We start from the raw sequence: 14,099 nt of genomic DNA on the forward strand, positions 1-14,099 counted from the left end.
AAAAATTTAAAACGCCTGGATTTTGACAAAAATATGCTTTTTATACTGCCCTCAACTCTCATCAGTATAAAATTTGTTTGAGTTATTGGCAGAATGGAACTCGTCCCGAGTAATCGGGACTCGTTTCATAACACATTATAAAATAAGGAAGGGTACACCCCCGGGATGTACCCTTTCCGTCAGGTTAAAAACCATTGTTTCCTAAAACAATGAAAAAGCCACGGTCAGTCCGGCCATTACAACCGAAACCATTGACATAAGTTTAATAAGAATGTTCAACGACGGGCCTGAGGTATCCTTAAATGGATCTCCCACGGTGTCGCCGACAACACCTGCATGGTGTGCTTCACTGTTTTTTCCGCCATAATTCCCCTTTTCGATGAATTTTTTAGCGTTATCCCAGGCACCACCAGAGTTGTTCAACATGATGGCGAGGGTAAACCCTGCAGTCAGACCACCGGCCAGAAGTCCTACAACTCCCGGAACGCCAAATACCACGCCAACAATCACAGGAACAGCAATGGCAAGAAGCGAAGGCAGAACCATTTCACGCTGGGCTCCTTTCGTGGAAATCTCCACACAACGGGCATAATCAGGCTTACTTGTTCGTTCCATAATTCCGGGAATTTCTTTAAACTGACGACGAACTTCATCCACCATTTTGCCGGCAGCACGACCAACAGCTTTCATGGTCATTGAACTAAAGACGAAAGCCATCATCGCTCCGATAAACAAACCTGCCAGCAACATCGGATTAAACAAAGAAAGGTCGTAGGCTGATGAAAAATCACGAATACCTGCCTCCGAAATTTCAACGGCTTTTTGTCCTTTAGCTACTGCGGGTTCAGGGTTACCAGCCAAATAGAAAATATAATCGCCCACCTGCTGAATGCCCTCAACAGAAGCCGTGGCCAATTTTCCAAGCCATAAGCGAACTTCTTCCATATACGCTGCCAAAAGGGCCATGGCTGTTAATGCTGCCGATCCAATGGCAAAACCTTTTCCGGTGGCAGCAGTGGTATTACCAAGCATATCAAGGGCATCGGTACGTTCACGCACTTCGGGCGGAAGTTCCGACATTTCGGCATTACCACCTGCATTATCGGCAATTGGCCCAAAAGCATCGGTTGCCAATGTAATACCAAGAGTAGAAAGCATCCCGACGGCGGCAAAGCCGATTCCGTATACGCCCATTGCAAAATTGGAAAAGCCTCCGGCAAAACCAAATGATCCTACAATCCCGACTACTATTGTCACGACAGGAATCCAGGTAGAAAACATTCCGACTGAAATTCCTTCTATTATAGTTGTTGCGGGTCCCTGAAGAGCCTGCTTTGCAATACCTTTGGTGGGTTTATACTCATCCGAAGTAAAATATTCGGTTCCCTGACCAATAATAACCCCGGCCAGAAGACCAACAACCACAGAACCAAAAATTCCCCAGGTAATCCAACCTGCAAACACCAACACAGCAAGAGCTATCAGGATTAAGAATGAACTTCCACCGGTTCCTAAAAGCAACGAAGTAAGAAGGTTCTTCTGGGTAGCCGACTCCTTTGCCCGGACAAAAAAGATTCCCGCGATGGAGAGAATTATCCCAACGGCGGCCACGAGCATGGGGGCCAACACTACCTGCATCTGTTCGGCCCCGGTCAGCGCCGGCAGTGATGCGCCAAGAGCTGCGGTTGCAAGAATTGACCCACAGTATGATTCATATAAATCCGCACCCATACCGGCAACATCTCCAACGTTGTCACCAACATTGTCAGCAATGGTTGCGGGGTTACGCGGATCATCCTCAGGAATACCGGCTTCTATTTTACCAACCAGGTCGGCTCCGACATCAGCAGCCTTAGTAAAAATACCTCCACCAACGCGGGCAAAAAGTGCCTGAGTGGATGCACCCATCCCGAAAGTCAGCATGGTTACAGTAATTTCTACCAACTTTTCTGTTTCAGTAATCCCGGGATTAACAAATGTTAGCCCGGCAAATTCCAGACCGGTCTTCATGTTCTCCGGGGTAAATATCAGCTCATTGAGAACATAGAACCACATAGCGATGTCGAGAAGTCCGAAACCAACCACAACAAGCCCCATTACTGCACCGCTACGGAAGGCAATTTTCAGTCCCTGATTCAGTGACTGGGAAGCTCCCTGGGCGGTACGGGCCGAAGCATAGGTGGCCGTTTTCATACCCAGATAACCGCACAAGCCGGAGAAAAAACCACCGGTCAGGAAGGCCAAAGGAACAAACGGGTTTTGTACTTTGAAAAAGGCAAGAACGCCAAGCAAAATAACCAATACCACAAAAACCCTGGCGACCACTCTATACTGGCTGCGCAAATAGGCATTCGCCCCCTCACGTACATGGCGGGCAATCTCTTTCATGGTATCGTTGCCTTCAGAGTTCTTCATCATTTGCTTGAAGAAAAACCTGGCAAAAAACAGCGCTATCAATGAAGCGACAGGAACAAACCAAAATACAGGATTTAGCATAGTTCTAAGATTTATTGGTTATTATTTAATACTGATTATTATCTTATTAACTGATCGTTTCATCCGTATAAAATAAATCTAAGTCATTGGTCGGATGGAACTCGCATGATTGAGTTTTATACATGTTCTTATGTGGAAATCTTTGCCATGCTCGTTTCTTCAGATAAAATCACCCAAAAGGCAGAAGTTTGACAGGCAGAAGATGTAACAAACTTCGATCCCCCATCTCATCTTCAGCTGGCTCTTAGTGATTTTATCCTGATAAACCTACCATCAACTTTCTAAATACAATAGTCTGTAAATCCTTTATAGTACCAACGCTACATAAAACACAACGGATCCCTGCCTTCCCCCAATTTCAGCCACGACAAGCGTGTTTTTAACCGCTTTTCAAAAAAAGCCAAAACAGGCACAAGATAAAAAATTTATCGGTTTGTACTCTTGGGATGAACGTTAAAATTTTTAAGAACAGAGTTATGTTCGAAGCGACACTTACCACCCGGGAAAAATGTTAAATCCAAATTGTCCGGTATAAAACCTGCCCTGATGAAAAGGAAAAGCAAGATAGGGTTCTATGATAATAACGCCAAAGAAACTGAATCTCACGGAAGTACCTGTACTAAAAACGGGTATCCTTTCTTTATCGGAAGTTGTAGTCAGAGATAGATACGGCCTGCTTTCATCGTCCCAGGTCAGACCTGCATCGATAAAAAAAGTAAACTCTGAAAAGAAAGTGGACGAACGAAGCAGAGCCAGGTCGACAGGGCCTGACAGAGGCATCCGCCATTCAACGTTGGCAACCAACATTCTGCTACCAATAAGATGCTTAATGCCAATCGATGAGCTATTATGAGTGGAATCGGCATAAAAGCTGCCGGTATCGTACCCTCTCACCAGCCATGGATATCCCGCAAAAAGCCGTGTCATTCTGTTGGTTTCACTGTCGGCCCCGTATCGCCCGTAATGATAAAGTCTGAAAGCAATACTGAACGGACGAATAAATTTATATTTCCTGTAGTCGAATAAAACGGCATGGGCATTAACGCCGTTGTAAAATTTTTCGACCTGAACCCTTGTTCTTGTGCCATCCACCGGCGAAGTCATCCCGTTTTTTGCATTATCAAAAACAAGGGCAACATCGGCCTGACCTACCCAAAAACCGTCAGGCGCATCGGTCTTTGTACCGGATTCATAATAAGTAGGATAATAATTGCGGATATCTTCTATCTTTTCGTACCTGTAACCATAATGTGCAAGCGAAGTTCCTGATTCAATTCGCACCATCCGGGTTAACGGCATATATGCAAACAAAGATGTTTTATCTTCGAAAATTCTTCGGCTGTAATAGACAAGACTTTGTTCATCTCCTGCACCCTCGTAAGTAAAATATCCCATCCGGTAAGGGACATGCGAGAAACTGATTCCTGTCTTAATTCTGCGCTTCTGGTTGAGTAGAGCAACCTGACCCGCGAAATCATAAATCTCTCCGTAAATGCTGGCGGCTGTATAGAGAAGTTGATGTCCCAGAACATCACTGAAAAGGGCTTCAATACTCCCTCCCATTCCTGTTCCAAAGCGACTTGTCATAACACCGGCGGCCATATTGCCAAGATAATCAAGTCGAAAATCCTTTTTGAGCGGTTTTGGCCGGGTTTCTACTTCGGGGGCATCCAATACACCGTTATAGATAAGGTTTTGATCAACAACAGAAAATTGTCTGGAAAACGGCGCCAGACGGGCAGCACGGTAATCGAACCCCTGACGTGGCACAACTTCGGCATGTTGAAGAAGCAACTCATAAGGCACCTTCACAATCTGAAACTCTCCATGCCAAAGCATTGAATAATAAATGTTTTCAGAAGCAAGACTCAGGGCCGGAGACATTTCGGTGATCCCCATAATTCCCGTTGCATAGTTTGTTGCACGCCGGATTGTTTCATCGGTAGTATCGAATACATACAAATCACGTCGCCCGTTCACATTCGAAAGAAAAAAAACAAGCTCCTGACCCGGGATTGCAACAGGATTAAGATTCTTTGCTCCGTCAAAAGGACAAAACACCTCAGTCTTTCCACTGATCAGGTTCACTCTGGCCAGGTTAAAAAAACCGGGGAAATGCCGTGTCTGGTCAGATGCAGGCTCATCGGTTGAAAACCATATATATTTTCCGTCGGATGTCCAGGAAGGCTGGATTGAGGCAAAAGAAGATGTTGTAACAGCTTTGACCTGCTTTTCTCCCAAATCAAATAAATATATATTGCTCACACCATTGACCATTCCACTAAAAGCGATACTCCGTCCATCGGGCGACCAGACCGGTGAAGAGACTGCATCTATCTCCGGCGGTGAAATTGTTCGCACCAGTTTGTTTCTCTTAATGTCAAAAATAAGAATGACCGATTGGCCTTTCCGGTAACCGGTAAATGCAAAATGACGGTTATCAGGCGACCATGTCCCGCAGGTTTCAATATATTCCAGGGCATCAATATCGCTGCTACGTGAACTGGTATAGAGTTTATCAATAATCTCCCCGTCGTGAGCACTGGCAAGAAAGAGATCCAGTGAATAAATATCCCGCTCCGATAAAAAAACAATATGTCTGCCATCAGGACTCACCGAGGGATATAAATTATACCTCCCGGCATTCTTTTTTGAAAATAGTTTTTGTCCAAGCAAAGTATAAGACGAATCCTGCCTTGTCAGTAGGTGATTGCCCAGCGTTTCACGCCACTCTTTCGACAGTGAGTCGGGGGTAATTCCAAGCAAATCGTTCACAGCCGTATGATAACCCGACATGGCTGAGGCGACAAAAAGACGGCGTATGTATTGCTCTCCGTATCGTGAGGCAATGTAAGACCAGAAAGCCTGCCCAAACCTGTAAGGAGAGTACCGCCCGCTGCGGCTTAACTCCTCCAGTGTCGGAAAGTCATTACTGAGCAATGCATCCCTCATCCAAACAGCAGTATAAGCATCCGAATTACCAACAGACAGATACTCGGCCATTCCTTCGATCATCCAAAGCGGCACCCTTGTCATTGAGGCCGGACTCAAATCTTTATATTGTTCAAGAATGTGATATTGAAAAGCATGCACCATCTCGTGTCCCAATACATGCGATGTCTGGTAATCCGAAAAGGCAAACGGCATCACTATCCGTCTTTTTAAACTTTCGGTTACGCCACCGGTGCCAATCCCGATATCACCCAAAATGGCAGAGGTCTGTTGAAATTCGGCGTGATTCCGGTAAAGGATAACAGGATTACGGGTACTAAACGTGTCAACCAGTAATTTGCGATGATAGCGATACCATTGTTCTGCCAGACTACCAAACTTATTAAGTCTGTTAGTGTCATCCAGATAGTGATATATATCGAAATGTTCGGTGCAGGCAAGTTTGAAATCAAAGGTACGGTAAGAGGGCTTATTCTTCCCAAAATACTGAGCGAAACTGAACTCTGAAAAAATACCCAGAAATAAAACCAACAACGCTATTGAAGTAACTTTGCCCATGGCATCAGTTTAAAGTTGTCCGTTTAAATTACGCAGAAATTGGAAACAGGGTTCAATTTATAAGCGGAAAAACAATTTGAAGGGGAAAACAATAACAGACCACTCTAAAAGTATCTGTACTTTTCTTCAAAAGTATCCATACTTTGAACCAAAAGTATCCATACTTTGCACCAAAAGTATCCATACTTTGCACCAAAAGTATCCATACTTTTCTTCAAAAGAATCCATACTTTTCTTCAAAAGAATCCATACTTTTCTTCAAAAGAATCGATACTTTTCCCAGTGTTTGTCGATAAAGTGCCATTTATTGCGTTACGCTTAAAACCAAAATACTCATTTACGAAACGAGCATGGCAAAGTTTGTTTTAATAGATTTTTAGATGTAAGATGGTAAGATGTAAGATGAAACGAGCATGGCAAAGTTTGTCACAATCAGAATATGTATAAGTTCTTGCATGCGAGTTCCATCCGACCTTAATAAATAAATTTTATACGGATGAAACGACTGAAAGGAGCCTTAAAAAATCAATTATGATGTTGTCAATGGCACGAATGACACCGAATTACTGTCGCATCAAAGATGCGACTAATTTCGCGTTAATTCGCGTAAATTCGGTGATCCAAACAACAAATGGCGCAGCCATTTTTATAAATATTTTGCCAAAAAACAGGAATTTATGATTCTGCCCTGAATTGTTCAAGAAACCGAACATCGTTCTCGAAGAACAGGCGGATGTCGTTGATCTGATATTTCAGCATAGCAATACGTTCAATGCCCATACCAAATGCGAATCCTGTGTATTTGTCCGGATCAATTTCGCAGTTGGAAAGAACGGCCGGATCAACCATTCCACAACCCAGTATCTCAACCCAACCGGTGTGTTTGCAGATGTTACATCCCTCACCGCCACAAAGTGTACAGGAGATGTCCATCTCGGCAGATGGTTCAGTAAAGGGAAAGTAAGATGGGCGGAGTCGAATGCGTGTTTCCTGTCCAAACATTTCCTTGGCAAAATAGAGAAGTGTTTGACGCAAATCGGCAAACGATACATCTTCGTCAATGTAAAGACCTTCAACCTGATGGAAGATGCAATGTGCCCTCGCCGATATGGCTTCGTTGCGAAATACCCTGCCGGGGAAAATAGCCCTGACGGGTGGTTTCTGCTGTTCCATAACACGAATCTGCACAGACGAAGTATGCGTTCTGAGCAAAATGTCGGGATCCTGTGTAATAAAAAATGTGTCCTGCATATCTCTTGCCGGGTGCTCGGGAGGAAAATTCAAAGCCTCAAACACATGCCAGTCATCTTCTATCTCCGGCCCTTCAGCAACGGTAAACCCGATGCGCCCGAAAATATCCACTATCTGTTTTCGAATAATGGACAACGGATGACGGCTTCCCACGGGCATAAATGTTCCCGGAAGTGTCAGGTCGGTAGCTCCCGATGTCAGTTGAGATTCTTCAAATTGTTCCTTCAGATTATTGATGGTTTCCTGGGCCGCAGCCTTCAACTGGTTGATTGCCTGACCAACAGATTTCTTCTGATCATTCGGAACATCCTTAAATTCCTGAAAAAGTTGAGGTATAATGCCCTTTTTACTGAGATATTTGATACGCAATTGTTCGGCTTCCTCAGCAGACGAGGCAGAAAGCCCTTTTATTTCTTCCAGTAATTTGTTAATCTTATCAAGCATAGTCATTATTTTTTTGGAACAATGAGCCCGGTCTAAAGAGCATCTTTGTTGCCAAACTCGTTGTTGTTTTAAATTTTTGCATCCTCATTAACAATAAGTTAACTCCGGTACAAAAATTTAAAACGCCTGGATTTTGACAAAAATATGCCTTTTATACTGCACTCAACAATTTAATTCGTCATGGTCTTTTGGCAAACGGATAATTTTCTGCCTGTAATACTAATCACCAGACTGTTAGATTTTTAGATTACAAAATGATTTACAAAAGTAGCTCTTTTCGGAGCCTGCTCAAAATTGAAAAACACAAAATGTGCTAAACCACAAGTAAATCGCAAAAGTAATAAATTTTTCCAGTGAGGCTGTAATTATTAGATTTTTAGATTTTTAGATTTTTAGATTGTTAGATATAAGACGTCAGATAATTCTTATGGCATTGATATACTACACCTTAGCAGAAAAAAACATTAATCTCAAACAATTGATTTGCAATTTATTCTAAAAATCAAGCGGAATATTGTCTAACAATTAAGCCGGGAAATGACACCGCATAAATTTGACCAGCTCTTCACTTATTCTTATCTTCCCGAAAGATGTTGTTCTAATAGAAAGCATGAAGAGAATACTTTTTATCAGTACATAATAGACCAGGTTAATGGAAGCCATCAGTGTTAAACCTTTTAATAAATTAGCCATTGTGCCATCAATTGGTTATATTTAGTTTTCTTTTATAGAAGCACACTTAAATATGTATAACCAAAAAACCAATACAGTTATGGACACAATAAAAAATAACACACAAAAGATCATCGAATATCTCGGGAATGATGACTCATTGCTCACTTTTGACCAACCAAAAATTTCCAAAGAGCGACTAACGCAGCCGGGTCCGGATACATTGGATAAAGTGTTCGGGCAAAGTGACCGCAACCCGCGGACACTCATTAACCTCTCGCGCATATACGACCATGGGCGACTGGGAGGAACAGGTTATCTTTCTATCTTACCTGTCGATCAAGGCATTGAGCACACAGGAGGCGCATCATTCGCCCCCAATCCCGATTATTTCGATCCGGAGAACATCATAAAACTCGCCATTGAAGGGGGATGCAATGCTGTTGCAACAACATTTGGCGGACTTGCTCTGCATGCGCGCAAGTATGCCCATAAAATCCCGTTTCTTGTAAAAATCAATCACAACGAGTTGATGACCTACCCCAATAAATATGACCAGATCATGTTTGGAAGCGTTTCGGAAGCATGGAATCTGGGGGCTGCTGCTGTTGGTGCCACCATCTATTTTGGTTCGGAAGAATCGAACCGGCAGCTGGTAGAAGTAGCCGAAGCATTTGAGCAGGCCCATGAGCTTGGTATGGCAACGGTATTATGGTGTTATACACGAAACAGCAGCTTCAAAACTGCAAAAGACGATTACCACACTGCTGCAGACCTCACGGGTCAGGCCAACCATTTGGGGGTAACGATAAAAGCCGATCTTATTAAGCAAAAATTACCAACCTGTAATGGCGGTTTCACAGAGTTAAAATTTGGCAAAACGCATCCCGACATGTATAAGAAACTGACCTCTGATCATCCCATCGATTTATGCCGTTACCAGGTGGCTAACTGCTACATGGGAAAGATCGGACTGATCAATTCGGGCGGAGCATCTTCCGGAGCCAGTGATTTTGGTGAAGCCGTACGCACGGCTGTCATTAACAAACGGGCAGGCGGCTCAGGTTTGATTTCGGGCAGGAAAGCATTTCAAAGGCCAATGAAAGAAGGTGTTGAATTATTGAATCTGATACAGGATGTGTATCTGAATAATGAAATTTCGATAGCGTGATATAGCTACATACAAAAGATCGATTGAATTATCGATCGATCTTTTGTATGATATCTATCGTCTTAATACGGATATCATTTACCGGCCTGTTTTCGCCATAAGTCTCAACGGCAGCAATCCTGTCTACCACATCCATACCATCGGTCACTTCTCCAAAAACCGTATAATCGCCATCAAGATAAGGGGCCCCGCCAACCGTTGTATAAATTTCGCGTTGAGAAGGTGTAAACCGGAATCCCTTTTCTTCTTCTATCTCATCAAGCTCCTCATGAGTAAAAACACGCCCCGAGATAATGTAAAACTGCGATCCGTCCGAACGGTTTCCGGGATTTCTGTCCGGTGGTAGTTTTGAAGCAGCCACGGCGCCTCTTTTGTGAAACCGCGAAGGAACTATTTTTGTAGGCAGATTATATCCGGGTCCCTGCCAGCCTACTATATCGTCTTTACCGGCATATTTGGAATCGGCAGCCCCGGTTTGTATCAAAAAATCTTTAAGAACCCGGTGCACCAAAAGACTGTCATAGAAATGATCGCTCACCAGTTTAATAAAATTGTCCCGAAACCTGGGGGTCTCATCATAAAGGCTGATGACGATATTTCCCATTGTGGTTTTTATCCTGAAGCCGGCGACCTTTTCATGAGAAATATAAACCTTATCGGTTTTAGTGCGCAAATCCCAGACAGACACCGGCCGGTCGGTTTGTTTCTTCAGCAATGCGGCGATGTGTTCCTGACTTAGAACCACCTTTCGCAGAGAATCGTTCACCTCCCTTTCCTGCACTATTCCAAGTAATTCGTGATTCAATCTGAATGCAGGTTTACCAGCCCTTAGAATAGCCGGTGCCTCCAGGAAACTGATTGAATCCATGTCGTGAAAAGCACCCGCAACACCTTTCCGAACATAGAGTTTTCGTGAGGGCCTTCTCAGCGTATAAAGAGAATCGGTTTCTTGCTGATTCTCTGTCAGTTTAATATAGTTGGGATTATTCCTTTTAACTTTCAGAATAACCAGGTCAAGATTATGATCGTAAGCAGTGTATCCCCTCACGTCCTTGTAGTCTTTTGTTCCGGGAGGTGCTATTTTTGCCTTATATGCTCCTTTAATCCACTCCAGATTGGTTACCACCAGGTCGCGATCAATAAAAAACCCAAACCCTTTTTTCTCTACCCGGTTATAATGATCGAAAGTGTGAATCTCAACCATACCCTTTATATTGGCCTGATAAGAGCCTTTGGGTTGTTGTGTTTGTTCACTCCTTTTCTGAGGGGACTTGCAACCCGACAAAAAAGAGATCAGAAGGATCAATATGATCGGATTCTTCAATACAAAGTTGAGGTATTTAAACTGCATAATAATATAGAACTTTAGATCCCTGACTCCACTCTTAAAAGTCACTTCCAGGAACAACAGACTTAATTTAAGGTTTACTTAAAAAACCTTGAGCTCAGTCTAAAAAGCATCTTTGCTGCCAAACTCGTTGTTGTTTTAAATTTTTGCATCCTCATTAACAATAAGTTAACTCCTGTACAAAAGTTTAAAACGCTTTGATTTTGACAAAAATATGCTTTTTATACTGCACTCAACCTTGCACTTCAAAGGGAAAAATTCACTATAACACCCGGAAATAGTAACTCAGCGTCAGTGCGTCTTCGTGTTCAGGCCTTTTCAGGTAACCATTGTCATTGCGAAATTTCTTTTATCTCAATAACCACATCGGTAAACGGACGGTCGTTCTTATCGGTCTTTAACGCTGCAATCTTGTCAATAACATCAAACCCCTCAACAACTTCGCCGAAAACCGTATATTCTCCGTCCAGGTCGGGCAATCCGCCAATGGTCGTATAAGCCTTTCGTTGCTCTTCGGAAAACTCGAGATAATCTGACAAGGAATATTCGAAATTGATCTTCTCTTTTATCTCACGCAAAAGCTTATTAAAGGCTCTCGGGTCTTCTTTTTTGAGTTTTGCCAGTTCTTCTTTACGCGGAAGATAATACTTTCTCTTCAAATCGTTTTTGATGGGAATATTGGTGTTCTTTTCGAGAATATCGAGTTGCTCATTGGTCCATACTTTTCCCTCTACGATATAAAACTGGGATATATCGGACATCTTGAAATGGTTCGCATCTTCGGGTTGACGGGGCGCACAAATCGCTCCTTTTTTATGAAAATGGTTGTCACGGAATTCGGCATCAATGTTTACTGCCCCGGTACCATAGCCGATGTGTTTGCCTGGTGGCGCATTTCGCGAATCTGAGGAACCACCCTGAATAACAAAGTTTTTGATTACTCTGTAAAACAGGGTTCCGTCGAAATGCCCTTTGTTGACCAGTTTCAAAAATTCATTCCTGTGATTGGGGGTATCGTTGTAAAGTTTCACTTTCATGTTCCCCATGTTGGTATTGATGAGGACATAATGTGTGTATTCCTGAGCAGAAAGCGTTCCTATCGTAAGAAAAACAACTGTCGCCGTCAGTAGTATTGATAATTTTCGCATGGTTTTAAAAAAGTCAAAAGATCATCGGTTTATTCGTTGCCGGTGTTACAGGTCAGGCCGTCAAAAGCAGACCCTCTTCATCGGGTTACAGGAAAAGTTCACAAAAACTATTCCTCAATGATCGCCATGGTCATTTTTATATCTTTAAGAGGCCGGTCATTTTGGTCGGTAGCCACTGCAGCTATAGAGTCGATTACGTTAAGTCCTTCCTCCACTTCCCCAAAAACAGTATAAGCCCCGTCAAGTTGAGGAGTTCCTCCTATGGTAGAATATGCTACACGAATATTTTCAGGGAAAGAGAAGCTGGCGGAGTCGCCGAGTTCTTCTCTTGCCTTTTGTTCAATCTCATCTATGAGGGATTCAAATCCTTCTCTGTCACCTCGTTGGCGCATAGCCATCAGCGAGTCCTGATAAGGATTGAGCATATCAAACATCTTTGACTGAATACGGCGCCTCGAGTGTTCCTCTTCAATATTGTCGAGTTCCTCTGATGTATATGTCATGCCCTGAACAATATAAAACTGTGACCCGGAAGATTCGCGTTCGGGATTGACCTGATCACCCTGCCGTGCAGCGGCCAGAGCACCCTTTTTATGAAAATGTTTGGGGTAATTGATTTCTGCCGGCAATGTATAACCAGGGCCGCCACTTCCCAGCCGTGTTCTTTCCGTTGCTTCTTTTGATTCCGGATCGCCTCCCTGAATCATGAAACCATCAATGACGCGATGGAAAAGAAGTTGGTCATAATACCCCTCTTCTACAAGTTTCAAAAAGTTAGCCCTATGTTTAGGTGTATCTTCATAAAGCCTGACTTTCATATTCCCGTAAGGCGTTTTGATGAGCACTTTCTTTTCAGGCTCTTCACATGTTACAAAAACGAATCCTAAAGCGATAATTAATATCGAAACAACTGCCTTGCTGTGATTTAAGAGTGAAGTCATGATTATATAATTTTACAGATTAAGTTTTGAGCCCGGTCTAAAAAGCATCTTTGTTGCCAAACTCGTTGTTGTTTTAAATTTTGCATCCTCATTAACAGCAAGTTAACTCCGGTACAAAAATTTAAAACGCCTTGATTTTGACAAAAATATGCTTTTTATACCGCCCTCATGATTATAAAATGAGTTTTAAACAGCGGTGTACTCCAGAATTCACAGAAGAATGGATGAGTGCAGTATAAAAAGCCTTCAAACTGCTGATTTTTACCATTTTTACCCTGACCCCTAAAGGGGAACTGCTAAAAATCAGCAGTTTAAAAAAGTCCCCTTTAGGGGATTTAGGGGTCAAAAGGCTTTTTAGACTGCACTCATAGATAGGTTTGCCACAATAAGAATATGTATAAATTTTTACATGTGAGTTCCATCCGACCTTAATTATTAAATTTTATTCGGATGAAAATAATCGGAAGTTAACGGTGGATTAGAAATCCACTCCTAAGGAGGCGCGGATTAACGCTCGGCTTTGCCGCTTTGCTCTGCAAAGAAATCCGCACCAGCAAAAGAGTTCCCTGTCTTTATTCAGATTCTTCTTTTGTATTTATGAAACGAGCATGACAAGGTTTGTCACAAAAGAACATGTATAAGTTCTTGCATGCGAGTTCCATCAGACCAATAACTTAGACGAATACTGATGAACCACGCAGAAAAAAAGCCGGTCAGATCAATTCTGCCGGCCTTGTGGGTTGTACTGGATTCGAACCAGTGACCCCTACCCTGTCAAGGTAATGCTCTAAACCAACTGAGCTAACAACCCCTGATTTGGTTCTGCAAAAATATAAAATTTTAAAACAAAAAAAGGCCCGATGGGAACCGAACCTTCTTTTTTGGATTTTCTGATTTAAGGGAAAGGCTGAACTTTCTGGTTGCAAATATAGACATTTTTTAACAGACGCAAGTTTTAAGTGGAAATATTTTTACAGAAAATGATAAATATTTGTACTTTTTTATCAGGAAAATAACTTTAAGGCCGGACAAAAGGGCTGTTAATAAACTTTAACAACCGGTTTTAAATGATATCGACCTGTAAAATTTCAGGTATCAGATAAATGAGCCCGGTCTAA

At 42.6% G+C, this 14,099-nt stretch carries 8 protein-coding genes, 1 tRNA gene and 1 pseudogene; 1 reads left to right on the plus strand and 9 read right to left on the minus strand.

The window, feature by feature from the left end; translation table 11 throughout:
* Window positions 1–201: 201 nt before the first annotated feature.
* The 4 genes from ATH1_RS0118345 to ATH1_RS21555 all read right to left on the minus strand — a co-directional run bounded on the left by ATH1_RS0118345 (window position 202) and on the right by ATH1_RS21555 (window position 8,394).
* Complete coding sequence (locus tag ATH1_RS0118345; RefSeq protein ID WP_010420073.1) at window positions 202–2,496, minus strand: sodium-translocating pyrophosphatase; 2,295 nt, start codon at window positions 2,494–2,496, stop codon at window positions 202–204.
* A 492-nt stretch (window positions 2,497–2,988) separates the two neighbouring features.
* Window positions 2,989–6,006 (minus strand): basic secretory protein-like protein, encoded by a 3,018-nt coding sequence (locus ATH1_RS0118350; protein ID WP_010420071.1) that lies wholly within the window; start codon window positions 6,004–6,006, stop codon window positions 2,989–2,991.
* Between the two features lie 675 nt (window positions 6,007–6,681).
* Window positions 6,682–7,701: a phenylalanine--tRNA ligase subunit alpha gene (pheS, locus tag ATH1_RS0118355; RefSeq protein ID WP_010420070.1), complete on the minus strand. Its 1,020-nt coding sequence runs from the start codon at window positions 7,699–7,701 to the stop codon at window positions 6,682–6,684.
* A 525-nt stretch (window positions 7,702–8,226) separates the two neighbouring features.
* Complete coding sequence (locus ATH1_RS21555; RefSeq protein WP_156062757.1) at window positions 8,227–8,394, minus strand: hypothetical protein; 168 nt, start codon at window positions 8,392–8,394, stop codon at window positions 8,227–8,229.
* Between the two features lie 79 nt (window positions 8,395–8,473).
* Here ATH1_RS21555 and ATH1_RS0118360 point away from each other — a divergent pair, with 79 nt between their 5' ends.
* Window positions 8,474–9,544 (plus strand): class I fructose-bisphosphate aldolase, encoded by a 1,071-nt coding sequence (locus ATH1_RS0118360; RefSeq protein WP_010420069.1) that lies wholly within the window; start codon window positions 8,474–8,476, stop codon window positions 9,542–9,544.
* 28 nt (window positions 9,545–9,572) lie between these two features.
* On the opposite strand, the gene ATH1_RS20235 is transcribed toward ATH1_RS0118360, so the two are convergent.
* From ATH1_RS20235 to ATH1_RS0118380, 5 genes and pseudogenes are all read right to left on the minus strand, one after another.
* Complete coding sequence (locus ATH1_RS20235) at window positions 9,573–10,895, minus strand: peptidylprolyl isomerase (protein ID WP_010420066.1); 1,323 nt, start codon at window positions 10,893–10,895, stop codon at window positions 9,573–9,575.
* 329 nt (window positions 10,896–11,224) lie between these two features.
* Window positions 11,225–12,040 carry a peptidylprolyl isomerase gene (locus ATH1_RS0118370; RefSeq protein WP_010420063.1) on the minus strand — a complete coding sequence of 272 codons (816 nt, stop codon included), beginning with the start codon at window positions 12,038–12,040 and terminating at the stop codon, window positions 11,225–11,227.
* A 107-nt stretch (window positions 12,041–12,147) separates the two neighbouring features.
* Window positions 12,148–12,981, minus strand: coding sequence for a peptidylprolyl isomerase (locus tag ATH1_RS0118375; protein ID WP_010420060.1), 834 nt, complete (start codon window positions 12,979–12,981; stop codon window positions 12,148–12,150).
* A 155-nt stretch (window positions 12,982–13,136) separates the two neighbouring features.
* Window positions 13,137–13,384 (minus strand): annotated as a pseudogene (locus ATH1_RS22670) (hypothetical protein).
* Window positions 13,385–13,717: 333 nt separating this feature from the next.
* A tRNA-Val gene (locus ATH1_RS0118380) sits at window positions 13,718–13,792 on the minus strand.
* Window positions 13,793–14,099 lie beyond the last annotated feature (307 nt).

The sequence above is a fragment of the Anaerophaga thermohalophila DSM 12881 genome (genome assembly GCF_000191885.1).
GTDB lineage: Bacteria > Bacteroidota > Bacteroidia > Bacteroidales > Marinilabiliaceae > Anaerophaga > Anaerophaga thermohalophila.

What these genes read in the sequence shown, in the direction of transcription:
- ATH1_RS0118375 (WP_010420060.1), bottom strand. Translation starts at nt 12,981, where the DNA reads ATGACTTCACTCTTAAATCACAGCAAGGCAGTTGTTTCGATATTAATT.
- ATH1_RS0118360 (WP_010420069.1), top strand. Translation starts at nt 8,474, where the DNA reads ATGGACACAATAAAAAATAACACACAAAAGATCATCGAATATCTCGGG.
- ATH1_RS0118350 (WP_010420071.1), bottom strand. Translation starts at nt 6,006, where the DNA reads ATGGGCAAAGTTACTTCAATAGCGTTGTTGGTTTTATTTCTGGGTATT.
- ATH1_RS0118370 (WP_010420063.1), bottom strand. Translation starts at nt 12,040, where the DNA reads ATGCGAAAATTATCAATACTACTGACGGCGACAGTTGTTTTTCTTACG.
- ATH1_RS0118345 (WP_010420073.1), bottom strand. Translation starts at nt 2,496, where the DNA reads ATGCTAAATCCTGTATTTTGGTTTGTTCCTGTCGCTTCATTGATAGCG.
- ATH1_RS20235 (WP_010420066.1), bottom strand. Translation starts at nt 10,895, where the DNA reads ATGCAGTTTAAATACCTCAACTTTGTATTGAAGAATCCGATCATATTG.
- pheS (WP_010420070.1), bottom strand. Translation starts at nt 7,701, where the DNA reads ATGCTTGATAAGATTAACAAATTACTGGAAGAAATAAAAGGGCTTTCT.
- ATH1_RS21555 (WP_156062757.1), bottom strand. Translation starts at nt 8,394, where the DNA reads ATGGCTAATTTATTAAAAGGTTTAACACTGATGGCTTCCATTAACCTG.